Source organism: Bacillus sp. WMMC1349 (genome assembly GCF_013155385.1).
GTDB lineage: Bacteria > Bacillota > Bacilli > Bacillales > Bacillaceae > Bacillus.
On sequence record NZ_JABJUQ010000007.1, the window covers coordinates 873,208 to 900,020 of the forward strand.

The 26,813-nt window shown below is 35.8% G+C and carries 20 protein-coding genes and 2 pseudogenes; 13 read left to right on the forward strand and 9 right to left on the reverse strand.

What is annotated here, in order from left to right:
- Positions 1-1,141: 1,141 nt before the first annotated feature.
- Together HOO54_RS06855 and HOO54_RS06860 are read right to left on the reverse strand one after the other, a co-directional pair.
- Positions 1,142-1,570 carry an SMI1/KNR4 family protein gene (locus tag HOO54_RS06855; RefSeq protein ID WP_172293643.1) on the reverse strand — a complete coding sequence of 143 codons (429 nt, stop codon included), beginning with the start codon at positions 1,568-1,570 and terminating at the stop codon, positions 1,142-1,144.
- An 853-nt stretch (positions 1,571-2,423) separates the two neighbouring features.
- On the reverse strand, positions 2,424-2,840 hold the full coding sequence (locus tag HOO54_RS06860; protein ID WP_172293645.1) for an immunity 70 family protein: 417 nt from the start codon (positions 2,838-2,840) through the stop codon (positions 2,424-2,426).
- Positions 2,841-3,904: 1,064 nt separating this feature from the next.
- Here HOO54_RS06860 and HOO54_RS06865 point away from each other — a divergent pair.
- Positions 3,905-4,096: a hypothetical protein gene (locus tag HOO54_RS06865; RefSeq protein WP_172293647.1), complete on the forward strand. Its 192-nt coding sequence runs from the start codon at positions 3,905-3,907 to the stop codon at positions 4,094-4,096.
- A 544-nt stretch (positions 4,097-4,640) separates the two neighbouring features.
- Here the strand turns inward: HOO54_RS06865 and HOO54_RS06870 are convergent.
- From HOO54_RS06870 to HOO54_RS06880, 4 genes and pseudogenes are all read right to left on the reverse strand, one after another.
- The gene (locus HOO54_RS06870) at positions 4,641-4,988 is read right to left on the reverse strand and encodes a hypothetical protein (protein ID WP_172293649.1); all 348 of its coding nucleotides are present in this window, start codon (positions 4,986-4,988) and stop codon (positions 4,641-4,643) included.
- Positions 4,989-5,000: 12 nt separating this feature from the next.
- A pseudogene (locus tag HOO54_RS06875) lies at positions 5,001-5,533 on the reverse strand (lipase); the annotation flags it as partial.
- A 147-nt stretch (positions 5,534-5,680) separates the two neighbouring features.
- A pseudogene (locus tag HOO54_RS24175) lies at positions 5,681-6,011 on the reverse strand (IS5/IS1182 family transposase); the annotation flags it as partial.
- A gap of 34 nt (positions 6,012-6,045) precedes the next feature.
- Entirely contained in the window at positions 6,046-7,053 is a 1,008-nt protein-coding gene (locus HOO54_RS06880; protein ID WP_172293653.1) for a S66 family peptidase, read from the reverse strand.
- Positions 7,054-7,658: 605 nt separating this feature from the next.
- Here HOO54_RS06880 and HOO54_RS06885 point away from each other — a divergent pair.
- The 3 genes from HOO54_RS06885 to pgmB all read left to right on the forward strand — a co-directional run bounded on the left by HOO54_RS06885 (position 7,659) and on the right by pgmB (position 9,436).
- Positions 7,659-7,997, forward strand: coding sequence for a hypothetical protein (locus tag HOO54_RS06885; RefSeq protein ID WP_172293655.1), 339 nt, complete (start codon positions 7,659-7,661; stop codon positions 7,995-7,997).
- 199 nt (positions 7,998-8,196) lie between these two features.
- On the forward strand, positions 8,197-8,691 hold the full coding sequence (locus HOO54_RS06890; RefSeq protein WP_172293657.1) for a DUF2798 domain-containing protein: 495 nt from the start codon (positions 8,197-8,199) through the stop codon (positions 8,689-8,691).
- Positions 8,692-8,794: 103 nt separating this feature from the next.
- Positions 8,795-9,436 carry a beta-phosphoglucomutase gene (pgmB, locus tag HOO54_RS06895; RefSeq protein WP_172293659.1) on the forward strand — a complete coding sequence of 214 codons (642 nt, stop codon included), beginning with the start codon at positions 8,795-8,797 and terminating at the stop codon, positions 9,434-9,436.
- 76 nt (positions 9,437-9,512) lie between these two features.
- On the opposite strand, the gene HOO54_RS06900 is transcribed toward pgmB, so the two are convergent.
- Positions 9,513-10,514, reverse strand: coding sequence for an AraC family transcriptional regulator (locus tag HOO54_RS06900; protein WP_172293661.1), 1,002 nt, complete (start codon positions 10,512-10,514; stop codon positions 9,513-9,515).
- Between the two features lie 337 nt (positions 10,515-10,851).
- A complete protein-coding gene (locus HOO54_RS06905) occupies positions 10,852-11,979 on the reverse strand; it encodes a VanZ family protein (RefSeq protein ID WP_172293663.1) in 1,128 nt (375 codons plus the stop codon).
- Positions 11,980-12,688: 709 nt separating this feature from the next.
- Here HOO54_RS06905 and HOO54_RS06910 point away from each other — a divergent pair.
- The 9 genes from HOO54_RS06910 to aroD all read left to right on the forward strand — a co-directional run bounded on the left by HOO54_RS06910 (position 12,689) and on the right by aroD (position 25,920).
- Positions 12,689-14,080, forward strand: a complete 1,392-nt coding sequence (locus HOO54_RS06910; RefSeq protein WP_172293665.1) for an MFS transporter — start codon at positions 12,689-12,691, stop codon at positions 14,078-14,080.
- Positions 14,081-14,198: 118 nt separating this feature from the next.
- Positions 14,199-17,057 carry an alpha-L-rhamnosidase gene (locus HOO54_RS06915; RefSeq protein ID WP_172293667.1) on the forward strand — a complete coding sequence of 953 codons (2,859 nt, stop codon included), beginning with the start codon at positions 14,199-14,201 and terminating at the stop codon, positions 17,055-17,057.
- Positions 17,054-18,757: a glycoside hydrolase family 3 protein gene (locus tag HOO54_RS06920; RefSeq protein ID WP_253907634.1), complete on the forward strand. Its 1,704-nt coding sequence runs from the start codon at positions 17,054-17,056 to the stop codon at positions 18,755-18,757. Before HOO54_RS06915 ends, HOO54_RS06920 begins: the two co-directional genes overlap by 4 nt.
- Positions 18,758-18,852: 95 nt before the next feature.
- Positions 18,853-19,833, forward strand: coding sequence for an AraC family transcriptional regulator (locus HOO54_RS06925; RefSeq protein ID WP_172293669.1), 981 nt, complete (start codon positions 18,853-18,855; stop codon positions 19,831-19,833).
- 200 nt (positions 19,834-20,033) lie between these two features.
- Positions 20,034-21,443, forward strand: a complete 1,410-nt coding sequence (gene rhaB / locus HOO54_RS06930) for a rhamnulokinase (RefSeq protein ID WP_172293671.1) — start codon at positions 20,034-20,036, stop codon at positions 21,441-21,443.
- A gap of 24 nt (positions 21,444-21,467) precedes the next feature.
- Positions 21,468-22,724 (forward strand): L-rhamnose isomerase, encoded by a 1,257-nt coding sequence (rhaA, locus tag HOO54_RS06935; RefSeq protein ID WP_172293673.1) that lies wholly within the window; start codon positions 21,468-21,470, stop codon positions 22,722-22,724.
- Between the two features lie 23 nt (positions 22,725-22,747).
- Complete coding sequence (locus tag HOO54_RS06940) at positions 22,748-23,896, forward strand: iron-containing alcohol dehydrogenase (RefSeq protein ID WP_172293675.1); 1,149 nt, start codon at positions 22,748-22,750, stop codon at positions 23,894-23,896.
- A gap of 33 nt (positions 23,897-23,929) precedes the next feature.
- The gene (gene rhaD / locus HOO54_RS06945) at positions 23,930-24,766 is read left to right on the forward strand and encodes a rhamnulose-1-phosphate aldolase (RefSeq protein WP_172293677.1); all 837 of its coding nucleotides are present in this window, start codon (positions 23,930-23,932) and stop codon (positions 24,764-24,766) included.
- Between the two features lie 389 nt (positions 24,767-25,155).
- Positions 25,156-25,920, forward strand: coding sequence for a type I 3-dehydroquinate dehydratase (gene aroD / locus HOO54_RS06950; RefSeq protein ID WP_172293679.1), 765 nt, complete (start codon positions 25,156-25,158; stop codon positions 25,918-25,920).
- 35 nt (positions 25,921-25,955) lie between these two features.
- Here aroD and HOO54_RS06955 read toward each other — a convergent pair whose 3' ends face one another.
- Positions 25,956-26,693: a sporulation protein gene (locus HOO54_RS06955; protein ID WP_172293681.1), complete on the reverse strand. Its 738-nt coding sequence runs from the start codon at positions 26,691-26,693 to the stop codon at positions 25,956-25,958.
- Between the last annotated feature and the right edge of the window lie 120 nt (positions 26,694-26,813).

Below are 26,813 nucleotides of genomic sequence, written 5' to 3' on the forward strand. Positions count from 1 at the left end.
AAATTCCTTTAAGATCGGTCAAGATTATTGAGTCATCTTTTTAAACAGTTATACACCATAAAAAGTAGCAATCAACTAAAAGTTGATCATGTAATGAAAAATGACTGAAGTTTAACAGTTTTGTATTTTAAAATACATTATTGAATTTAATTGGATGATATGATAATGTTTAGCTACCAAAAATAGGGGAGGAGAGTATCATAGAACTAATTTCAATTTTCAAAATCGTGATTGGGGTCATTGTAATAGCTTCTATCATTTTTATAATAAGACGCTATCAAACAACCGATTACGATAAACACGATGGTCTTTTAATAGGTCTAGTTTTGTTTGAAATGTTGATACTTCCGGTTTGGGGTTATTTATTATCTAAATAATGGAATGGGAAAATAAACTCTTTAAACTTTTTGTGAAAATTCAGGCTATATTCTAAGCAATTTATACACACTATAAACAATTGAATCACGTTACAAGAGCCACTGAATGTAAAACGAATATTGAAAAACTTGCGGCTAAGTTAGCATATAAGGATAATAGGAGAGATGCAGGCAATAAAGCCTGCATTTTGTCTGACAGGCGGTTGTACAAGTCATTGAGCATCAGTGCCTGCTTGTTTCTAATCAGGACAAAGATGGCCTGAGGTGCAATGACTGGAAGAAAGAAGCGGGGTTTCTAAATAACGAAAGTGCATATCTGAGGAGACTGTCCTAGCTTGGAAAATCTAATCTAGGTCAACATCATGGGGTGTTATCTAAAGAAGATGAAAATCGAGAGATCCGTAGGCAAACAGAGACAGTCAGATAAATTGGTCAACTCTTCTAAAAGTGATAAAACTTGTTAGAAGTCAGAGTGAGAGAATGAGCTTTAATAACCATTCGATAGAACAGGTGGTTCTTTCGGATAAGGATAATACAATGAATGGATGAATATAGGATGTAATAATATTGCAGAAAAACTATTTGAGTGCATATCATTAAAGGATAAAATGACTGGAGTCCATTGGTTAAGTCGTATGTTTTAATTTGAAAAGAAAGAAAGGTTCTCCTGCTTGATCAGCTAAGCTCGCAGAGATAAGCCAATTGCAAGTATAGGTAAAAATTTATTTTCAATTAATGATAGAAAGAGTGTAGGGTGAAATACTTCAGCAATTAAAATAATTTTTTAATAGCTCATAAAAAGTTGGCCAAGTTTCCTGCAGTTCTCCTTTTAAAAGTAGTTCATCTCCACCTTCAAAATCAACGGTGTAGACTTTATCTGTTTTGGTATCAAGCACTAGAATAGCATTTACTGACATTTCACTTAGAACCAAGAAGTTTTTGGGAAAGTGATGTTCCACACGAACAATCTCTGTGAATGACTCTATATTGTTCTTATCATTTATGATATCCAATAATTCAAATGGGACGTTTTCTTCCCAAAATGGGCCTGCGTACAGATTGTAAAATTCCAGGAACGCATCTGAGACATTCACGTCCAACCTTTTTAAAGCCTCTTTTACTACGTTTTGATCTTCTCGTTTATAAATTTCATCTTCAAGAACCGCGTTTAATTTTTCAGGCAATAGATTCATTTTTTTATTTACCTCCTAAAGTTTCATTTCCTTTTGTTATGAAAAAGATTCTATTTAAAATAAGTTTTTGCAAGTGAATGATAGAGGATGTTTTTCTATTCCTAGGCGTAAAGAAAACGGCCATATAATACGAGTCATGGTATTCCCACTGTGTACAAAACATGACTACAATCGTACTCTTAAGATATGAAATACTTCAGAAGCTATTCATTCTTTCCGCATATTAAATATAGCAGACGATAAAGTACAAGCAATGCAACATTATAAGATTTCTCTCTATGTGGTCGAATTACTATAGAAAAGAGGGAGATTCAAAAACCAAGCCGATTCACTAAGCAAATTTTTAATGCGGTTAAGATAAAAAAAGATCCAGAGCGAAGTTTACGTAAGGGGAAGAAGTCAGTTAAGACGTCGCCTGCGTTTTTTAACTTGAAGAATCGTGAATATAATGAAAAAAAATGCTGATTAATGCGCCTTTCATTCACTTGAAACTTTATCTATCTCTATAAGCTGTTGCTTCTTACGCTAATGTTCCTAATGCTCTGGACAAAACTTATATGCTAACTGTTTGATTTTTCAGTTTCAAAGCAGCTGGTCTTGTGTGAAGGAATGCTATTGTATTCAACGAGTGATTTCGAGAAACTTTAATATCTTTTTCGATTGATTTTTATAGGTATAAATTTGTGATTCGGATAGTATCAGCGAAAATGACGAGGTTTTCTAGTTAAGCTCAACATTAACTTATTTTGCTGGTCTGGAATTTTATTTTTCTCCATGGAAGGATCTTTCATTGATGAACCGAAGTGAAGAACCTTGAAGTAATTTAAAAAAACCTCTATGAAAGAGAGCTCATCTATATAATTTGGATAGTCATATCACATTTCTCTTCCTCTGAAGCTTCCATTGCTTTATATAACACTTCAAAAAAGGTTTTGCCATCGCTTGTTGCAAAATAATTAGATACATCTGTCACTTTAGTGTTTATATTGTTTTCCCAAGAAGGACTTTTTGATAAATCTTGAATATCCCATATAACCTTTTCGGGAGGGAGTTTAGAAAGCTCTTTTTCAATCTTTTTTAAATTCTCTCTTGCTACTGGGACATCGCTCCATCTTAACTGGTCATAGTATAAATCATTCATTAATAAAGGATATTTCGTTCCCCAACCATCTTTTTCTAAATAATACGAAATGGTCGAAAAAAACGAATGAACAAAGTCACCATGTCCAGCTTCATAAAAGAAACAGTCCACCCTAAAACCTACTGTCATAGCTGTCACCTTCTTTCTTATTAAATTGATTCGATATAACATCCAGTACTTCCGCAGTTTAGGTCAAAAAATTACTATTTTCCTGTGTTCATTTCTGACTAGTTTCAGGAAAGGTCTGGCGGATTTTTACCATTTAGCTGAGTGTTACTTCCACACAATCCAAATACTTGAAATGCCGATAATGTATGGTTATCACTTTGTTGTCGTTGTGCTGAAGCAAGTCCATATAGACCTTTTTAGCTGTTTGTGAGTTCTTGAATGTTGGCGGTTATTTGCTGTTGGTATAATGAAAAGGTCCAATAGGTCAAAAAAGAAAACTAGCAAGGGATTTTATAGGATATAAACAAATGAAGTGATAGATTCATGGTCGTACAATTGCTCATGTGTCAACCAATCATTCTTCTTTTTAGAAAACAAATCTATATCGTTAGCATTGTCGTGAAGCTTTTTGAATCTAAAAGCATTTTTTTATTTATTCTTGTTTACTTTATGCTGTGCCATTGAATAAATATAATGTAAAATTATCTAATAAAGGATGAATTCATGAAAAATATCCCTTTTAATTATAACATCTGAAGGGTTTTATATAACGTACGAGCATGATAAAAAAAGCTGAGGTAGCTTTTCAATTAAGCAAAACACAAGATAGAGCACTATTTATAAATATTCAAACATAAAAAAAAATTTCTCTGATACTTATTCAATGGGCGGAATTACTATAGAAGGGTATTTAAACGGAGATAAAAATAAAGAGTTTTGGAGAATATACGACAAAACAAATGATCAAATAATTACCTCCTCAATCAATGCGGAAAGAAAGTATGGATAACAACTTATCAAAGCAAAGCAAAATTTTCAGATTTTCTTCAAAGCATGCATCTGAGTATACCAGATCAATTGATAAACGAATTATTCTAATTGATGGTCAGCAATTACCCGATTTGATGTTCCAGAAAAATGTCGGTGTCACAGTGGTTCCACTTTGGTGATAGGGGAAAATAGATGATGTACCCATTTGCATGCAAGTAAACACTAAAAAGAATATTTAAAAGGGTGTGAAAGTTTTGGCTGAACCAAGCTTTAAGATGAAAAAAGTATCGACTGATGTTGACTTCTTTGAAGTAAATATTTCTGTATACGGAATAGATTGCCAAGTTAATATGGATATTTATTTGGATAACGAACATTTAGAAGAACTACGAAATGGAATTGAAAATTTTACAGATCAACTTGGAAAAAATGAATTTAATGTGTAACAGGACATGAAACCGAAAATACAACACATTTCTTATCTATGAGTTTTTTTCTTGCTGATACAAGGGGTGTAGTCGGAATTGAGTTTAAGACAGATAACAAGGCAAAACCCCCATATACAATGCGTGCTCACTTATATATAAAAACAGAAATAAATCAGTTGGATGATATGATTAGAAAACTGAATAAGTTAATTGAAGGTGAAATATTAGAATTAGCAAGTTTGATCACAACATTTTAAGTAATAAATACGTCCAGTCAAGAGGAGTCGATCAACTCCATTCAATTGTTAGTGAACTTGCTCCGTTTGCAAGCAGATGTTTATGTCGCGGACTAACATTTGATGTAGTACTAATCTAGTGCCAGTTAAATTTATGAATCCTGTTAAAACAGTCGGAATGACTTAGGGACAACCTAAAAAATGAAGAAACTACAGAAGGTTTTTATAAGCTTTCTTAAAATACCAAGGCAATGATTAATGTTTTTTAATTTAATGTGTATTTCTCGGTCTTGCATGGTTGTAAGAGGGCGTCGATTAAGACGCCTTTAATTCGGTTTGAAACTCCCTACAAAACTTTCTCCGGTTTTCTCCATTTCTACAAGCTGTTGTGCGCTTGCACTAATGCGCTGGGCAAGTACCTCCTGTGCTTTTCCGGTGAAACTGCAAAGGAGGGTTGAGTAAACTGTGATCATTTCTTTATGCATGTTATCTGTCTTAAACTTGGGTTTGAGTTTCGTTTGAACATCTGTCAATTTTGTTGTAGCTGTTGTTCGCATAGCTATTCTCAACATATTCCGCTGATTGTGACGGAGCAAAAGCGGATCGTCTTTTAAATCTAGCTGATTCGCACGTCCTAGTAAATCGAGAGAGTTCGTTTTTTTAAAAGAATCCATGGTTCCCAACTCCTATAATTTCAGCCATTTGGCAAGTATTTTATCTTTCGCTTTAAAATCCTTTCCAATCTGCGATAAATAGCCGCTAATATCCTCTAAATCTGAAATCGTGTTTTTTAGGGAATTTATGAATGTTTCTTCAGCTACTGGGTCATAAAAAAGCGGATTTTTTTTGTCATCAAACGATTGAGCGATGTCTTTCAGTGTAGTGTTTACATCTTCGGAGGTCAGTTGATCGAATAAAGTGTGGCCGACTTGGCGATAAGTTTCAGCTTTTACTTCTTGTATCGCAACGTCATGTTCTTGGTAGGCATTCTCAGCTTCTTTTTTCATTGTGTGCAAGTGATCGATGATTGTGTTTACTTTTTCCGCGAGTTGTTTCGCAATTTCTGGTGTAATCTTAATCGTTTCATTTCCGTTAGCAATTTCCGCAGGCAGCATGGCATCAAATGTTGTATCATAAGCGAGTTTACTTCCGTTTATATTTTGAATGTTGCCATCCTTATCAAACGTAAAATGATTGTCTTCATCCAATGAGTATCAGGATTATGAAAGACAAAAGTATCAAAAAGTATTTGGTGTTTTTTCCAACTTGATCGATTATTAGATATATCTAAATAAAAAACTCCCAAAAAATAAATATCTATTGGTGAATTTAGGGTAATTTATTTAAGGGTTTTATCTTACATCTATCAACCAGCTTGTTTTACGGTAGTAAGTTGTTTTTGAAGCAGTCGTTTACTTGCTAATTTTATACCGTTGTAAACCACGGTAATTAGGTTAAAATAGACTTTTGTCCGTTCCACCGTTCGGTATCTATTGTTATTGAGTTGGGAGAAATCCTTTAAATAACCAATGACACGTTCCACGTAGAGGTTTGTCCAGGCTTTTGATCCCCGTGCAGGAGGGCTATATCGTTGGAAATATGGTCTATCTTTACTTTGCAAACTTTTTGACAAAGGCAATCATCTGCAAAAGGACATTCAACATATTTTTCGCTCGTGAATGTTTCAGAATTCTATAATTTTAATTCTTGGTATTAAAAAAGGCTGGTTAATTATCCTACTGAGTTTTCGTTATAAATTATTTTGATATCATCTGTTGCGTATACAGTAGCTGTTACTCCGTTAGGTAGAGTTAACATAGGGTCCGTATGACCAAAATCTACATCGATAACAATTGGGAAATCATAGCCTTCGGTCGCTTGATTAATAATTGAGAATAAAGTTTTTGGTGTAGAGAGATTAACCTTCAGATGAAATCGTCCCAATACAAGGCCCGAGATTTTCTCAAATACACCTAGATGTCTCATATGAGTGAGGTATCTATCGATGGTGGCTGGTGATTCATTTTCATCATCTTCAATGAATAAAATTTTATTATCAAATGCAGGAATAAAGTCAGTTCCAGCTAAAGACAACAATGTTCCCATGTTTCCAGCTATTATTTCACCATGCATTACTCCTTTTTTAAGGATTTTCGGTCCTTGATTTAAAACAAGTTTTCTTTTTCTATTATCATCTTTATCCCATGCTAAAAGTTCACTTGTCCAATGACTACTAGGCAATATCTCTTGTTTGGGACTAGAACTCATTAAAGTATTTTTAAAAGATTGTAAGGTATAATCGAAAATTCCACCGTATTCCCCGAATTGAGGAAGAATAGAGGGACCTAAGTAAGTGATCATATTGGTTTTTTTATGAATAGCTAATAATACAGCTGTAAAATCGCTATAACCCATGATGATTTTTGGATTTTCCCTTATTAGATCATAATCAATTTTATCAATTAACTGGTTGGAATTGTAGCCTCCAATTGTATTAATGATGGCTTTAACTTCTTTATCATCGATTAGTTCATGAAAATCTTTTAATCGTTCTGTCACTGTCCCAGCCAAATGCCCGTTTTTTTTAAGCGCATTTCGTCCAACTTTTACTTTAAAGCCTAATCGTTTGAGTTCCTCAATTCCTCGATCAAACCTTCTTGGACATAAAGCTGCAACTGGAGACGAAGTTGAGATTACGCCTATTGTATCTTCGAAGTGTAATTTAGTTGGTTTTATCATTTAAATAACCTCCGTATCAGATTTTTATCCATCGGCTCTTATAGCTTGGATTTCATCAAGTACAATTTCAGCTAAAAAATAAAGACCGTATGGGATTGCTCTAATAGTTTAGTTTTCTAGGAGTAATATGGAGATATATTTAGTTGAAATCACCAATTTAGCTGATTGGGAACTTTCAATAAAAGAGTTCAAAGGTTTAATAAACAGGATAAAACCCAATCAATAGTTGGGGAAGTTTTAATCAGGTATCTTATCATTGAAAAAATGATTCTTTCCATCTTTTGAGTGATATCTTTCAGTGTAGTGTTTACATCTTCGGAGGTCAAGCTACGCATAACCCGAGAAAGGACAGATTTCTTGACGGATTTTTTTCCATTATGGTTCATGCTTATTCCACCAACCGGCACCGACTATATCTTCTGGGTTTACGATCGACTTACGTATCGTTCATATTCACCGTTATTAATTTCCTTTGTTTTTCTTCTGAATGCAACTTAACAATGCATGGGACAGGTTTATAGCGTTTTCTCTTACATTTGATATACTTCGTTATGTCTACAAACTTTATGATCAAATAGAAATACAATTGTATAGGGGGCTACATCATGGATGATAAAGAAAGAGAGGAGCTTGCAGCAAGCTTGATGCATATGAAACATGCAATTGTTTCATTATATGAACATCTTGCGCCAGAATTCACGACAAGAGATTTTGTTATCTTGAAGTATGGACTGTCTGCAGAAGAAACAGGCAAACTGGAAAAGTACCTTGTTGATCAGTATATGAATAACGAAGTTCCTACAAAAAGAGACGTGAAAGCAAAGTTGGCAGAAATTCAAGGTCTTCCAAAGGATAGCATTCCAATGAAAAAAGTGATCGATATCCTTAAGGGTTATCAAGCAGATGGCATCATGAACAAGATGATTAAAAAAATCTTAAAGTAGCAGGTCAAATGTAGAGGCGGCCCATTTCCTTGTTTTATTTCTAGCGATTGGAGTCTTCTATCGTTAGGTGTCTATGGATTTAACTTCCGATTCGTTGTTTTTTAATGAACCTCTTCATAAAAAGTTCACAAAATTGTCACTTACATGAAAGATTTTCCCCTTGCTATACTTACAAAATATATGAAAGGAGAATTATTGAATGCCAACAACTAAGAAAGAAAGTGTAATATTTGGATTCATTATGTGTTTCGGAATGGTTGTCGTGATGTCGGCCTATAACCTCATGATCAATGGGCAAATTGGTCATATGTCAGTGGGGCATATCATCTTGGAAGTGTTTATTGGTTTTTGTACCGCACTTATTCTCGACTTATGTCTCGTAGGTCCTGTTGCAAAAGCGATCACCTTTAAATTACCTTTTGATAAATCCAAAAAGATATTGGTCGTGTTATCTATGTCTCTTTTGATGATACTAGGAATGGTCTTTTTTATGTCCATTTTTGGCCTTGTCACGCTTATGATGTCTAAAGGATTAGATGGTCAAGGAATGATTGAAACGTACTTGATGATTTATTTTAAAAACTTTATTGTAGCATTTCCACTACAATTAATTGTGATGGGACCATTCGTAAGATTTATTTTTATTAAATTTATTAAACGAGAAAACGAAAACTTACCATTAGTTACAGATTAAGTAAATCTTTTAAATGAGCAACGAACTTCTTTGTTTTGATTATTACAATTAATATTAAACCTTCTTAAGATGAAGTAAAGTCTCATTAGAAAGAAGGGTCTTCATGAAAGCTGTTATCTTTGATTTAGACGGTGTCATCGTCTCAACTGATCTGTATCACTTTGAAGCATGGAAGGAAATTTGTGACCAAGAAGAAATTCCTTTTAACAAAGAAATAAATAAAAGACTACGAGGTGTAAGCAGACTAGCATGCGTAGATATTTTACTTGAAAATGCTAGTCGCAATTACACACAGGGTGAAAAAGAACAGTTAGCTGCAAGAAAAAACAAACGATATGTCTCTAACATTGAGAAGTTAACTGCTCTTGACATACTTCCTGGGGTAAATGATTTATTAAAAGACTTCAAAAATTCAGGGATGAAACTTGCAATTGGTTCTTCCAGCAAAAATACAGCTTTAATCTTGGAGAAGCTAGGCCTCACATCTCATTTTGATGCTGTTGTTTCAGGTCATGATATTAAGAAAAGCAAGCCTGATCCAGAAGTATTTTTACTGGCTGCAGAACGTTTAAAGGAAGAACCACAGCAATGCATCGTCATTGAAGATGCAAGTGCTGGTGTAGAAGCTGCCGTTACAGCCGGTATGAAGGTTGTAGGAGTGGGAGATAACATTGGGAACACACTCGCTACACTCAAAGTTGCATCATTAACAGACATGACGGCAGAGAAAATAAAAAAATTATAGTTCAAGCAAGATCTGCATGGACCCGTACGACGGTAGTCCAGTGCAGATTTTTGTTTTTGTAAAACCCCCTGAAAGGCTATTTTATAGATATTTTTTTGTTCTCTTTGCGATAATCGCTTGGTGTTATGTTAAAGATTTCTTTAAATTTTTTATAGAAAAAAGTAACACTAGAATAGCCGACTTCCTCAACTATATCTGGAATAGGTAAATCTGAGTTTACAAGAATCATGGCTGCTTTACTCATCTTTTGAAGCTGTAACAAATCTTTAAATGACTTTCCAGTTCCCTTTTTTAATAAATTAGATAAATAATTTGGATGAAAATTAAAATGGTTAGCCATTTGCGTAAGTGTGCAGTTTCGATAATGATTTTCAATGTATTGTAAAAAGTCAATCAATGTATAATTTTTAGTGTCGTTGTTCGTAATATATTTTTGTTTGATCTCATCTTCTCTAATTAATTCGGAAAACAAAATAATCAAATAAGAGTTTATGATTTCATCAAAATAAATGCGTTTATCGAAGTATTCACAAACAATGTTATTAATAACCTCAACAATTTTTCGATTCTTTCCTGAATTAAAAACTAAAAATCGATTGTTTTGGCGATTTTCCATTAATGAATTCACTAAAAAACTAGAAATAATGCTTTGTGAAGAAAGTCTGCTTAAAAATCCTGGAGATAGATAATCTTTTTTAAGTGTAATATTTAAAACAATATCTTCTTGAGTTGTTTTTTCAACGGCATGTGGTGTTTCCTTATCAATAAGAACTAACTCTCCTTCAGTTAATGCTACAAAATGATCATGAAGCATCACTTTACATTTTCCTTGAAAAACATAAATAATTTCTATAAATTCGTGCATATGAAACGGAATAGGTGAGTCAAAAGGCTGTTGGGTTATGACAATACTATCTTCAATAAAAGTATGGTTACATGTATCAATGGTATGGTTAAATAAATAGACTTCTTTACTATGAATCATGATCTTTTCGTGAGGAATGATTTTATCAAAGTCCTCTATCTTATGTGTTGTTTGTTGGGAGAGTAAATATGGTCTAAGTTGATGAGAATTCATGAAAGCTCCTCCTTTTGAGCCATTATACCAGCGTAACAGATGGAAGCGTTTGCTATTGTATGATTATAACATGATATTTATAAATTAATATTTCTAAAAAGAGTGGTGAGAGTGGGGGGAACTAGGAAATATCAGGTGTATGATAAAAAACTCACAGTTAAAAAATCTACTTATGTTACTCCACAATCTAGCCCGCTTTTTGAAGACCAAAACAAGTTCCTATCAATCTCTCATCTATTGTCAATCGGGAAATGCATGAGTTGAAATCCACGACATGTACCGTGAGATTTCAACTCACCATGAGGCATTCATTCTAGCAAAACCGCATTAAGGTAGACTACCTCCTCCTTTGTCGTTGTATCCTAGTACCACTAAGGAGTTCATAATAAAATATTCTTTTCCGCTGGATCACTCTCCAAATAAAATGGGAGTAGAATAGAATTTGAATCATGAAGATAAACACAACTCCTAAAAATTGAGTCATAGGGTCCATCCCGACTCCTGTAACCGTATAAAGCGGAAAATAAGTTAAGAGTCCATAGCCAAAATAAAGAGACCCATTTCTAATGACTATCTCTTTAAAACGAAGCCTTTCAGATTGTCCATAAACCTTTAATTTAACAATATACATTCCAATGGTTTTGCCGTTTGTTAGGAAAACAAAGACAATGAAATAAACAAAATAAACACCGGAAAATGCAACTAGGAAATAGGTGAATCCGAATGTCTCAAGACCGAACACAAGATGAATCCATAAGATCACCGCATTTACTATGATCATGTCAAAGAAAAAAGCTAAGAATCGATGTATGAGTGAAACTGGTTTTTCTTCTAAATCTACTCCGTCATCCAGTGTATCTTTACTTGGGAAAAGATAAAGAAAAATCGGAGCAATCAAAAAGCCTGCTATTGTACCACTCGTGTTGAGGATAAGATCGTCCACATCAAATAGTCGATAAGGACAATTATAATAGCCATATATGCCTGTTACTTGGGTAAGTTCAAAAAATAAAGAGACAAAAAAGCCAGCGATTGCAGCTGCCCAAACTTTTTTACGATTGAAATAATATCTTACATAAATACCTAAGGGCAACAACAGGAGAAAGTTAAATACCGTTTGAAGAAAAGCTCTCTCAGTCAACATATGGAGGTATGTTGATGGAACGTTCCATTGTACATTCGTTTCTTTTAAAAAATCATAGATGAAAATAAAAGGTACAAAATTATAATGTCCTGTATATGGTAATTGTAATGAACACGTATCCCTTGTTGAGGGAAAAGGTAAAATGACGAGATATAAGGCAATCATACAATATAATACGAAGGAATAGGTTATAAATACACGGAATTTATTAATATATCCATATCTTCGATAGTTAAATATTAAAAATGGAATGGTGAGAATGGCAGCCACAAATGGAAAGGATAAAAAAGCTTTTTCAATTGATAAAATATACGTCCCCATTATTAAGTCCTCCCTTCTATCCTAGTCGCTTTAGATATGAATCTTCTGATCTTAAAAGAGAATACATTTTTCTCATCCGATTTACTTGTGATGAAGGGGCTGTCTGAAACGCTTTCCGCGGGCGATCCCCGAGCCTCCTCAGAGCTAGTTCCTAGTTCCTGCGAGGTCTCGCCATGCCCCCTGATTCATGTTGATAAAGGACTGTTTAGACAATTCGTCATTTCGAGAGGTATCTCCTGTAAAAATTCATTCAAATGCAGCAATATTTTCCCGCTCCCCAAAATCCTCCATACCTTATCGGACTCTTCAAGTATTGTAATACCCAAGACCCCGCCGTATCTAACATAGCGTAGTGAATGGGCTTATTGGTGTGCTATTGCTTGTGGCTAGCAGAAGTGAACGATTTCTGTTGGTTTGGGTTTGGTTGGAGGGGATAACGGTTGACATTGGAATTTGGGAGTTCATTTCTTGGTAAGGGCTAGTCATAAATTGATCTTTCCTGTTAATTGAAGCATAAGCCACTTTCAATGACTCTGCTTCGTAAGCTGATGAAAACCTATAAAAAATCCTCCTTTTGACCTTGATGATACATCTTTGATTTGAGCAATACATCCCTTTGTTTTTACTATCGCACCATATGAAAGCGCTTGCTATCATAGTATTGTAACATATATGTATAAGTTAATATTCCTAAAAAGGAGTGCTAAAAATGGGGGAAACGGCTAGAAAGTATGATATGTATTATGAAAAAACTCAGAAAACGACTCTGAGAAAACGAGAAACAGCTTCATACATTGGTGGAGGTTTTGCAGATTCACTTTTATCCGGACTCGTAAATGTTTATTTAATGATTTATGCTACAGACGTGTTTGGTATTTCAGCTCTAGCAGTGGGTACTATCTTTTTTGTAGCAAAGATTGTGGATGCAATTTTTGATCCAATTGCTGGTATTATTGTTGATAAAACGAGAACAGCATATGGCAAGTTTCGACCTTATTTACTAGTAAGCAGTATCGTTTGGGTCATTCTAACTGTCCTGTTATTCAATGGACCTGATTTATCAGATGTAGGTAAAATAACCTATATGTCAGTCATTTATCTTTTATGGGGATTTGCGTTTACTTTCTTTGATGTACCATATTGGAGCTTTTCTACAGTCATGACACAAGATGAAACAAAGCGTACAAGACTTGTCTCAATTGCAAGGGTTTCGACTTTGATAGGTATGATTATATTAATGTTAGCTGGTGGTCCGATTGTTGCAAAAATAGATAGTATCAGTCCAGGGAGAGGTTATTCTAATTTAGCTATTATGGCTTCTGTTTTAGCTTTAGTGTTCATGCTGGTGATGACGTTTGTTTGTAAGGAAAGGATCAAATCTAAAGGAGAGAGTATCAGTTTAAAACAAACACTATCATATTTAAAGATGAATCGCCCATTACAATTAGCCTTATTGACAGCATTACTCTTTTTAGGAATGCCAATATCCCAAGGATTATCAATTTATTTTGCGGTTAACAATTTAGGCAATGTCGGGTACATGGCTATGTTAAACATTCCTCCATTACTTATTATTCCGTTTATTCCTGTCATTGTGCCATTTTTAACGAATCGATTTGAAAAGAAGTATGTATTCTTTGTTAGTTCTTTGGCAAGTGCAGTGGCATTAATCATATTATTGTTAGTTGGTTACGAGAATCTAACCGTTGTTTTTATTTTAAATGGCTTAGTATTATTTTTTAATCTAATTAATACAACAGTGATTTCGTTACTTATTGCAGATGCAATTGACTATGGTGAATGGAAAACAGGTAATCGGTTTGAAGCGATTTCTTTTGCTGTACAAGCATTTATTAGTAAATTTCAAGGAGCAATTGCTGGTTTTCTAACTGGTTTAATATTAACAGCTATCGGTTATAAGGCAGGATCTACTACTCAATCAGCTACAACACTTGATGGTATTTATTTAGGATTTACGCTTGTTCCAGCTGTAATTGCTGTCATTGGTGCTATTCCAATTTTATTTAATAAATTTTCAGGGAGAATACGTCAAGAAGCACTAGAAGAAATTAAGCAAAGAAGGGTTAACGAGGAAATGTAAGTATTTAACTCAATTATCTTTGATTCGAGTAAACCATTTCTTTCATTTCATGATTATTAGTAAAAAATTATTTTGCTAAAATATTAGTAAGCCAGAGACGGAAGGGAAGTCATTTAGAATGTTAAAGGTTAGTCATCTGACTTGTGAATATCAACAATTCCTTTTAGGTACAGATCAAACTAGACCAAGGTTTAGTTGGACAAGTACATCTGATAAAAGAAATACAAAGCAATGTTCGTATCATATAAAAGTAGCTACTGATCCTCAATTTATCAACTTAGTTTGGGATTCTGAAGAAATAGAAAATGATCAAAGTGTTCAAATCCAATATGATGGTGAGCCTTTACAATCTTTTACTCGGTATTATTATAAAGTGAGAATCTCAGATAACTACAATAGGTATTCTGATTGGAGTACGAGTGACTGGTTTGAAATTGCATTTTTAAAAGAAACAGAATGGACAGCAAAGTGGGTTACACCGAAATATCAACAAGCTCCAGAAGAAGTTTTTGCTTTGCGAAATACTATTTCATTGAACAAAAAGATAAAATCTGCCCGTGTTTATGCGACTGCCTTAGGAATTTATCAACTTCATATTAATGGAAGTAAGCTTGATGATGCATTATTAACACCGGGCTGGACGAGTTATCATCATCGATTACAATATCAGACTTATGATGTAACAGATAAGTTAGTTATAGGTAAAAATGCGCTTGGCATCATTTTAGCTGAAGGCTGGTACAAAGGAATGGGCTTTGATCAACCATATGAGTATGGTAAAAAATTGTCTGCTCTTCTTGAGTTGCATGTTGTTTATGAAGATGGAATGAAAGAAATTTTTACGACTAATGAAAGTTGGAAGTCAGGGAAAAGTGCTTTTGTTTCAGCGAGTATATATAACGGTGAAACCTATGATGCCAGGCTTGCAACAAACTGGAGTGAAGCTAATTTCAATGATGAACAGTGGATTCCAGTAGATTGTGCTAAAGAACCAAGTACAAAGCTAGTCGCACAAGAAAACGAACCTGTCAAAGTAACTGGGAAAATCAAACCAATATCATATATTTTAACACCAAAAGGTGAAAAGGTATTAGATATGGGGCAAAACATGGTTGGACGAATAAGAATGAGTGTTACCGCACCTGAAGGAACAAAAATCACATTAAAACATGCGGAAGTTTTAGATCAGGATGGTAATTTTTATACAGAAAATCTTCGTGAAGCGAAACAACAGGTAATTTATATTGCGAAAGGTGATGGGGAAGAAACATATGCACCGTCTTTTACATTCCAAGGTTTTCGCTATCTGAAAGTAGAAGGGTACCCGGCAAAAGATTTACCTTTAGATCAATTTGTGGGTGAAGTGATTCATTCAGATATGAAACAAACTGGTGAATTTACAACAGATAACCCTATGGTCAATCAATTACAACATAATATCGTTTGGGGACAAAAAGGTAATTTTGTAGATGTTCCGACAGACTGTCCACAACGAAATGAGCGACTTGGCTGGACTGGGGATGCCCAAGTTTTTATCGGAACAGCCTTATATAATTATCAAGGGTTATTATTTTTTAAAAAATGGTTGTCTGATTTAAAGGTCGATCAAAAACCTGATGGGCAAGTCCCATTTGTGATTCCGAACGTTTTATCCGGGGATACGGTATCCTCAGGTTGGAATGATGCGGCTACCATTATTCCGTGGACTCTATATCAAGTTTATGGAGATAAATCGATACTTGCTGAGCAATATGAAAGCATGAAAGCTTGGGTTGAAAAAGTGAGAAGTTTAGCAACAAACGAAACAGTATGGGAAGCGAAGATTCAGTTCGGTGATTGGTTAGCACTTGATGGAGATCCAGATTCTCCGATTGGAGCAACACCTATCCCTTTGATTGCAACTGCATTCCATGCATACTCAACCGAAATATTAGCAAAAACAGCAGATGTTTTAGGATTTGAAAATGACGCAGAAGAATATGAATTACTCTATGAAAGAATAGTTTCCGATTTTCAAGCAGAGTTTACAACACCGAATGGAAAAATAATTGGAGGAACACAAACGAGTTATATTATTCCTCTGGCATTTAAACTGCTGCAGGGGGATGCAGCACAAAAGGCAGCACACGAACTTCATCGAATGATTGTTGCTAATGACTATCACCTTACGACTGGGTTTTTGGGTACACCGTTTTTGTGTTCTGTATTGTCACAATACGGTTATCATGAAACAGCGTTGCGATTACTGCTTCAGGAGGAATATCCTTCTTGGATGTTTGAAGTCAAAAGTGGGGCAACCACAATTTGGGAACGTTGGAACAGCATGAATCCAGATGGATCATTTAATGATGCAGGGATGACATCGTTTAATCATTATGCTTATGGTGCAGTAGCGGAATGGATGTACCGTTCGATTGCCGGCATAACATTCGATGAGGCAGTGCCAGGTTATAAAAAAATAAACATTGCTCCCAATATCTCTCCTTTAGGAATGAAGCATGTAAAGGCGAGTTATGAAACGTTATATGGACCGGTTTCTAGTGAGTGGAAGATTGAAGACCGCTTTGTGACATTAAAGGTTTTAATCCCAGTTAATACTGAAGCGGAAATTAAGCTGCCACCTCACTCTGCTAACATCACTTTGGATGGTGATGCCATAAGCGATACAAAGATCACTTTAGGATCAGGTAGTTATCAGTTTGAATTTTACATTCATCAGCTTAAACAAAAATTAATGACAGAAGAGAGTGTAATCGGTGAGTTGATTTATTATCCGAAAGCAAAAGCTTTATTGGAGAAAAACTTAACGAATTTTATGCATGGAGAAATGCCTCCTCAAGCAGCATTCCAAATGATAAAAGGGTTAACGTTTAGAGAATGTAAAGTGACGCCGGAAACAGGCTTAAGTGTTCATCAGATTGACAAAATACTTCTCGAAATCAATGAAGTCATCAATAGCCTGGGGGAAGAAAAATGATGTTAAAAACAAAACAATTAGTTGATTTAAGAAGTAAACCTTATCATTTACAAGAACAAGATATGCAATGGGTGGAAGACACGCTCGAAAAGATGAGTACAGAAGAGAAAATCTGCCACTTATTTGCACCCCTTGGATCTAATCCAGACCCGGATTTTTTAAAAAACTGGGTTGACAAATATAAACCGGGAGCTGTCATGTTCCGTCCATTGCCAGGGAAAATCATTCAGTCTGCACATAGAGTTTTACAAGATGCCAGTCATATTCCTTTACTGTTAGCTGCTAACTTAGAAGACGGAGGAAATGGATTAGTTGAAGAGGGGACTTATTACGGTAAACCGTTACAAGTTGCCGCAACAGATGATGAGCAATCAGCCTATACATTAGGAGCCATCGCTGGAAAAGAAGCTGCCGCAGTAGGCGGAAACTGGGCTTTTGCTCCAATCGTAGATATCGATCATAACTGGCGTAATCCCATTACAAACGTGAGAACATTTGGATCTGATTACGAGCGAGTCTTGCGCATGGGCAAAGCTTATAAAAAAGGGTTTGATCTATCAGGTGGAGCGGTGTCGATCAAGCACTTCCCCGGAGATGGAATGGATGAACGTGATCAACACTTGCATGTGACCTATAATACCTTGTCAGTCGATGAGTGGATGGATTCCTACGGTAAGATCTATCGTGAACTGATCGAAGAAGGTGTACATTCTGTTATGGTTGGACATATTGCTTTCCCAGCATATTCTCGAAAGAAAGGCGTACCAGATAAGCAGTTGAAATCAGCTACTCTATCTCCTGAATTACTTCAAGATTTATTAAGAGAAGAACTAGGTTTTAACGGATTAATTATAACTGATGCTACACCAATGGTGGCGTTTGCTACTGATGAAAAACGCCAGCATGCCATTCCACTTGCAGTTGCAGCAGGCTGTGATATGATTCTTTTTACCCGTCATTATGATGAAGATATAGAGTCAATGCGTCAAGGGCTGCAATCTGGTCTAGTGACAGAAGAAAGACTAGATGATGCAGTTAGAAGAATACTTGGTGTTAAAGCTTCACTTGGATTGCATAAGAAAGAAGTACTTGTTCCAGATGTGACAGCTTTAAACAATATTCACTGTCATGAACATGTGCAAGCAGCGAAAGATCTTGCAGACAACAGTATTACACTTGTTCGTGATCGGGAAAATTTGCTACCAGTGACATCACAAAAATATAAGAGCATTTACTTAATGCCACTTGGAGTAACAAGTGATGAGTCAGTGATCAAGCAATTGGCACGGACTCTTGAACAATCTGGTTTCACTGTCAGCGTTCAAGACACAAGAAGATTTAGTGGAGAAAAAGCTGGTCAATCGCTTCAAGGCTTAAAGAAAGAGTTTGATCTGGCATTGTTCGTGGCACTTGAAAGAACAAAGAGCAACAGGACGCATGTTCGTTTAAATTGGAACCCATTTATCGCACTTGATTCACCGTGGTTCTCGACAGATATTCCTACGGTCTTTATTTCCTTAGCAAATCCATATCATTTAATTGATGTTCCATTTGTGTCGACCTTTATTAATGCTTATTCAGATAATGAAGCCACCATAAATGTGTTAGTCGATAAATTAACAGGCAAAAGTGACTTCAAAGGGATTTCACCAAGTGATCCATATTGCGGGGATCGCTGGGATCTCCATTTATATGATTAATACGTGTGAAAGACAATTCATTTATTAGATGGATTGTCTTTTATCATAAGAGCAACTTGAGATGATCATAGCCAATTTTGGAAAGGGGATATCTTATGGCTTCCTCAGATCTTTTTCAACAGCTATTCATAGAAACAGAAGAAGAAAAAGCTGTTTTAAAACAAAAGAATCAAGTGAAAAAGGATTTATATACCGATCAAGTTGATTTTATTATTGAAAGTGAAAAGTTTTTAGGAAAAGAAAACATGATTATGGTTAGAAAGCATACACGATTTGTAAATTTTCCGAAGCATAAGCATGATTATATTGAAATCAATTATGTCTATCATGGCGTATTGGAACAAAAGGTAGGAAATCAAAAAATCATCCTGAAAAAAGGAGAATTGTTACTGCTCAATCAATATATTGAACATGAAATAAAAGCCTGTAATAGGGAAGATATTGTCATCAATTTTATTATCAATCCACGTTTTTTTGAGTATATCTTTACATATCTTTCAGCTGACCGTATGGAGACAAATATTAGTGATTTCTTAATTAGCAGCATATTTAACTATACAAACAATGGTCAATTTCTTTATTTTGCCGTAGCAGAAATTGAATCTATCCAGGAATTAGTAAGAAAAATGATCGTGGAGATTATGGAGCCATCATTGCTATCTGACTCAATGGTCAAGCTGTACATGGGTTTATTATTCATTGAACTGATCAAAAATTCAGATCGGTTGATGAAACAAAATGAAAGCGGTCAACAACAGGATGTCATAATGGAATCCTTAAAATATATTGATCAAAACTATAAAAATGCGTCTTTGTATGAACTAGCCGATCAGTTAAAACAATCACACTATGGATTGAGTAAAAACATAAAAAAAATAACTAAACAAACATTTAAAGAATTGTTGCAGGAAAAGCGTCTCAGTGTCGCCAAAAAATTAATTGAAAACATGGATCTCCCTATTTCTGCTGTAATAGAAGAAGTAGGTTATGACAATATGAGCTATTTTTATCGTATTTTTAAGAAGAAGTTCGGTTTTACACCGAAAGAGTATAGAAAGCATATCAATAAGGTTTGATCAGGGGAGGATTGTGAGACCTCACAGGAGCAAGGAACGAGCTCTGAGGAGGCTCGCGGAACATGCATACTACGTTCAGGACACCCTCTATTTTTTTGCAAATAAGGACATAAAAAAGGTAAATCAAGATATTATGAATCCGTGTTGTTTCCCTTATTATAAAGGTATAGTTAAGCGTTTACAAAGGAGTTGATAACCGAATGAATTGTAGCCTAGCCGTTGATATTGGTGCATCTAGCGGTCGACTGATGAGCGGCTTTATTTTAGACAATAAATTAGAGCTTGTTGAAGTCCATCGTTTTACAAATGACGTCATGAAAAAGAATGGACACTTCTGTTGGGATATTGATCGATTGTTTGCAGAAATCAAACAAGGAATCCATTTAAGTAAGAAAAAAGGATTCAATCCTACAAGTATTGGAATTGATACGTGGGCAGTGGACTTTGTTTTATTAGATGAAAATGATCAGTTATTAACCGATGCTGTATCATATCGTGATTCTAGAACAGATGGAATGATGGAAGAGGTCTTCAACATCATCAGCAAAGAACGGCTTTATTTGGAGACAGGGATTCAATTTCAGAAGTTTAATACGATTTATCAGTTGTATTCTTTAAAAAAGAATCATCCAGAATTACTTGAGAAAGCTAAGTCATTTTTAATGATTCCAGATTATTTAAATTTCTTACTCACAGGTCGTAAGGTAAATGAATATACAAATGCTACTTCTACACAGCTTGTTCATGCCTTTTCTAAAAAATGGGATGATCAGTTGTTAGAACAACTTGGAATCAATCAAAATATATTTCATGCAATGAAAATGCCAACATCAGAAGTTGGCCATTTACGGAAAGAATTAGTTGAAGAATTTGGTTTCGATATGAAAGTGCTGCTGCCTGCAACTCATGATACTGGTGCTGCTGTCGTGGCTGTCCCAGAAGTAAACGATACAATTTATCTTAGTTCAGGAACCTGGTCATTAATTGGGGTTGAAAATAAGTTTCCCATCTGTGTAACAAAAGCATTTGATTATAATTTTACGAATGAAGGCGGACTGGATTATCGTTACCGTTTTTTGAAAAACATAATGGGATTATGGATGATTCAAGAGGTTAAACGAAATTATGATGACCAATATCATTTTCATGATCTAGTGAACTTAGCGAAGCAAGTAAAGGATTTTCATTCAAAAGTAAATGTGGATGATGATCGTTTTCTTAAACCGGAAAATATGATTTTAGAAATCCAACGGTATTGTCACGAAACGAATCAGTGTGTTCCAACTACACCTGGAGAAATTGCTAAATGTGTGTTTGATAGTTTAGCAGACAGCTATAAAAGAGCAATTGCTGAAATTGAAGAGATTTATGAAAAACAGTTCCCAACCATCAATGTCATTGGCGGCGGCTGTCAAAATGAAATGCTGAATCAGCTGATTGCTGATGTAACGAAAAAAGAAGTACTTGCTGGACCAGTTGAGGCAACAGCTATTGGAAATATTCTTTGCCAACTCATATCACTTGGTCGATTAACAGGAATTGAACAAGCTAGAACTTTAGTTAAGCAATCGTTTGAGATCAAAAAATATCAGGCTGTGACAGCACCATAAGTGAAGTCAAAGGAGGATGTCAATATGGATATAAAAGAGAATTATGAAGCGGCTAAAAAACAGTATGAAAATTGGGGGGGTCATGTTGAAGAAGCTCTTGCCAAACTAAAAGATGTATCTATCTCCATTCATTGTTGGCAAGGTGACGATGTAGGAGGATTTGAAACAAATCAACAGAAGTTATCCGGCGGGATTGATGTCACAGGGAATTATCCAGGCAAAGCAACTACACCAGAGGAGCTAAGAGCTGATTTAGAAAAAGCACTTTCCTTTATTCCAGGACAACATCGAATTAACTTACATGCTATTTATGGTGAAACTGCTGGAGAAGGAGTTGACCGTGATCAGTTAAAACCTAAGCACTTTGAAAAATGGGTGAAGTGGGCGAAAGAACACGGTTTAGGACTTGATTTTAATCCAACATTATTTTCACATCCTAAGGCAGCTGATGGACTAACATTAGCACATCCTAACAAGGAAATACGGGATTTTTGGATTAGACATTGTATAGCTAGTCGTGAAATTGCAGCTTATTTTGGTAAAGAGCTTGGTACACCAGCATTAACAAATATTTGGATACCAGACGGCTATAAAGATATTCCAAGCGACCGTTTAACACCAAGGCAGAGGTTAAAAGATTCCTTGGATGAAATCTTTCGAGTGAAAATTGATGAAAAATACAACATAGATGCAGTAGAAAGTAAGTTATTTGGAATTGGTTCTGAGGCATATGTGGTCGGTTCACATGAATTTTATATGGGATATGCTTTAAAAAATAACAAACGATGTTTACTAGATACAGGTCATTTTCATCCAACAGAAGCTGTGTCAAATAAGATTTCGGCGATGTTGCTTTATCAGGATCAGTTAGCCTTGCATGTGTCAAGACCTGTCAGATGGGACAGTGATCATGTGGTGATTTTAGATGATGAATTGAAAGAAATTGCTTTAGAAATTGTACGAAATGATGCACTAGACAAAGTGATGATTGGATTAGATTTCTTTGATGCGAGTATTAATCGAATTGCTGCTTGGACAATTGGTACACGTAATATGATTAAAGCTTTGCTGTATGCTCTGCTCTTGCCCCATGACCACCTTAAGTGCCTTCAAGAAGAAGGCAACTTCACAGACCGTCTGGCATTGATGGAAGAGTTTAAAACATATCCATTTGGTGCGATTTGGGACTATTACTGTGAACAAATGGGTGTTCCAGTAAAGGAATCTTGGTTACATGAAGTGAAGCGCTATGAGACAGATGTGTTAGCAAAAAGGAATTAGTCAATGTCAAGGAGGAGAAGCAAATGGGAAAGGTTTTGTACGTACCAAGCACGAACTTGATGGGAAGAGGTTGTTTAGGGGAAGTTACACCATTTATTGAGGAGTTGGGTTTTAAAAAAGCTTTAGTTGTAACAGATCAATTTTTAAATAAAAATGGGATTGTTCAAAAAGTAATAGAACAACTAGAAAAAGCAAATGTAGAATGTATTGTTTATGATGATGTAAAACCGAATCCAACCATTCACAATGTCGAGGTTGGGGTCTCAGTTTTTCGAGAAAATGGTTGTGAATTTATCGTTTCAGTAGGTGGAGGTTCTCCCCAGGACGCTGCAAAAGGGATTGGATTAATGGTAACTAATGGCGGAAATATTAGAGATTACGAAGGTGTAGGCAAGACAAAATATAAATCTGTACCTATTGTTGCCGTTAATACGACAGCTGGTACATCTGCAGAATATACAATTAACTATGTTATCACAGATGAAGAAAGACAAGTAAAAATGGTTATGGTAGACAAAAATAGTTTAGTTGCGATTTCTGTTAATGATCCCGAATTAATGATGAATAAACCAGCAGATTTGACTGCAGCAACTGGAATGGATGCTTTGACACATGCGATTGAAGCTATTGTCACTCCTGGTGCATATCCAGTCACAGATGCTACAGCACTGGCGGCTGTGGAAATCATCTTTAATTATCTGCCGCGTGCTGTTAAAGACGGAAGTGACTTGGAAGCAAGAGAACAAATGGTTTATGTCATGTTCTTAGGTGGTGTTGCTTTTAATAATGCTGGACTTGGCTATGTTCATGCGATGGCACACCAATTAGGTGGTGTTTATGATTTACCACATGGTGTGTGTAATGCGATGCTTCTACCGATAGTTGAACGAGAAAATGCAAAACGCGATCCATCCAAATTTCGTACCATTGCAAGGGCTGCAGGGATTGACCCAACAAATAAAACTGATGAACAATGCGCTAATGAAGTTATTGAAGCGATTAAAAATCTCGCAAAAGAAGTCGGCATTCCTAGCAAGTTGTCTGAATTAGGAGTGGAACATGTAGATGTTGAAAAGCTTGCTGATTTTGCAATGAAGGATGCATGTGCACCAGGTAATCCATTTCAGCCAACAAAAGAAGAAGTCATCACAATGTTCCAAGAGATTTTATAGACATTTGACATTCACTAAAAGGAGTTTATCTAAATGAATCAACACGTAGAACAGGACCAACTAGTAATCAATGCGCCATTTGTTCAAGAAATGATGGAAACCACATATAACATGTGGCGATTAGGATGGGATGAGCGAAATGGGGGGAATATTAGTTATATTCTTTCCGAGGAGGAAGTGTCTGCATATTTAGATCCAAAACGTGTTTTAAAAACGATAGATCTAGATTTTCCTGTCATAGAACTAGCCAATCAGTACTTTATTGTAACAGGATCGGGGAAATATTTTAAAAATGTTAAGAAAAATCCCGCAGAATGTCTAGGAATTATTCATGTTAATGAAAATGGAAAATCCATTCATTTATTATGGGGGCTAATAGGAGATGGAAAACCGACAAGCGAGCTTCCTTCACATTTTAGAAGCCATATTTCAAGGCTGCATCAGGACAAAAACCATCGTGTGATTATGCATACACATGCAACTAACATCATTGCGATGACATTTACACATGAATTAGATGAGAAAAACTTTAGCAAAACATTATGGAAAATGTGTACGGAATGTATTGTTGTGTTTCCTGAAGGGGTAAGATTATTACCTTGGATGGTTCCTGGTACAGATGAAATTGGCCAAGCGACAGCCAAAAAAATGAATGAAGCTCGATTGGTGATTTGGCCATTCCACGGTATTTTTGGAGCTGGAGAATCTATTGATGATGCTTTTGGCTTAATCGAGACAGCTGAAAAAGCAGCCCAAGTCTATATGTTAGCAAGTGCACATCAGGGTGGAATCATTCAAGATATAACGGATCAAGATTTAAACGAACTCGCAAAGGCTTTTCATATAGAACCTAATCAAAACTATTTGTAAGTTACAAAAAAGAGGCTGTCCAGTAAGTTGATTTTTGACTACTGGACGCCCTTTTCAACGTTTAACAAACGGAGCTGTCTAAAAAGTCTTTTTTCAACATAAATCAGGGGGAATTGCGAGACTCCTGCGGAAACAGCGAGCCAGGCGAGACCCAAGAGGAGCAAGGAAACAGCTCCGAGGCGGCTCGCGGATCGCCCGCGGAAAGCGAGCAAATTCCCCAATCCACACGACTTTCAGGACAGCCTCAATCTTGAATTATAAGTTTTAACAATTTTACGGTTTTCAGACAACCTCTTTTTATACGGCTTCAACTCATTTTTTGCTTGCACCTACACCCAATCTTCGATACCGTTAAGTCAAAAAGATCAGCAAATCAGGAGTGACTACATGTGAAAAAAACGGTCAAAATCAGAAATGTCATCATTGGAGAAAGTGTACCGAAAATTTGTGTTCCACTTGTTGAGGGGACACTACCGCAATTGAAAGAAGAAGCTGAATTTATCAAGACACTTGATCCAGATCTTGTTGAATGGCGTGCCGATTTTTTTGAAGGTGTTGAAGACATTGAACAAATCATCGCTACCTTAAAGGAACTCAACATAATATTGAAAGAAATTCCGCTCATTTTTACTTTTCGAAGCTTGAAAGAAGGCGGTGAAAAAGAGATCAGTGCCGATTTCTACTTTTCTTTAAATGAAGCGGTTGTTCAAACAGGTTATGCTGATGTGATTGATATTGAATTGTTTCATGATGAGCGGAATATTAAAACTTTGGTGAAAAGCGCACATGACAATGATGTATTGGTGATTATCTCAAACCATGATTTTGATCGGACACCAGTCAAAGAAGAGATCATGTCTCGTTTGCAAAAAGCGCAGGAATTAGGGGCTGACTTACCTAAAATTGCAGTGATGCCTGAAACACCAGCTGATGTATTAACATTGCTTGAAGCGACACATCTAATGAATGAGCAATTTGCAGAGCGGCCGATTATCACGATGTCGATGGCTGGAAAGGGTTTGATCAGCCGCCTTGCAGGAGAAGTATTTGGATCAGCATTGACATTTGCTGCTGCGAAAAAAGGATCTGCACCAGGACAGATCGCAGTGACAGAGCTACGACGATTCCTTGCTATTTTGCATGACAATTTATAAAGATAGGAGCCGCTGTTCGGCTCCCTAGTGTGAGCTTACTTTGCACAATGATCGATGATTTCTTTCAGTACTTCTGTAAGTTCTTCTTGATCTGTGAGTTCTGATTCATCAAAGTGCACACGAAGAACATCGTCATAGATCTCAGGCATCCAGCCTCTTAGTCCCCTTGCCCGCCGGTTAGTTTCGAATACAATTTCAAAGCCGTCTTCTTCTAACAGGAAAATAAGCTCCAGTTCGCTAAGAAGCTGACGATAGTATGGTGACACTGGGACAAATTCAAATTCCTGAACGAAAGGCAGCCGGCGCTTGAAGTAAGGAGCTTGTTCACAGTCTGCGTCATGGAGCCGGAAGCCTAGGCTTTCGATTGTTTGCAAAATACAATTGATCCATGGGTGTGGCTGAACGACGATTTGATCTTGATCAAACTTGTCAGTCCCGACGTCAGTTAACAAATGAACTTCAGCTTTTCCAACAGTAACCGGTGTATCAAACGGCAGGGTAAAAGAAAAAGAAAAACGGTAGTCTTCACCAGGATTGATTGTGAGCGCTTCAGTTATCCGATGAGAGTCAATCGTGATCGACTTACAGTTATTTTGAGTTTCTTTTACAATGTTGTAATGAGTGTCAATTAGTAAATCAATGTATTGAATATTTTTTTTGAATTTATCCCCCTCGACATAAATGGTTCCATTTACCTCTTCACCTGGATAATATGTTTTTTTCTCTAAAAATCTGGTGATCTTCAAGCTAGAACTTGTTGTAACGATTGACATTTTTATATTTCCTCCTTTTAGACTGAGTTTAATTATACGATAAAACAGTAAAAAAGTTTCATTATTTTATAGATCTTTTTACCTATTGTTTTTTCCTTTTCAATAATGGTTAGTTGTGTT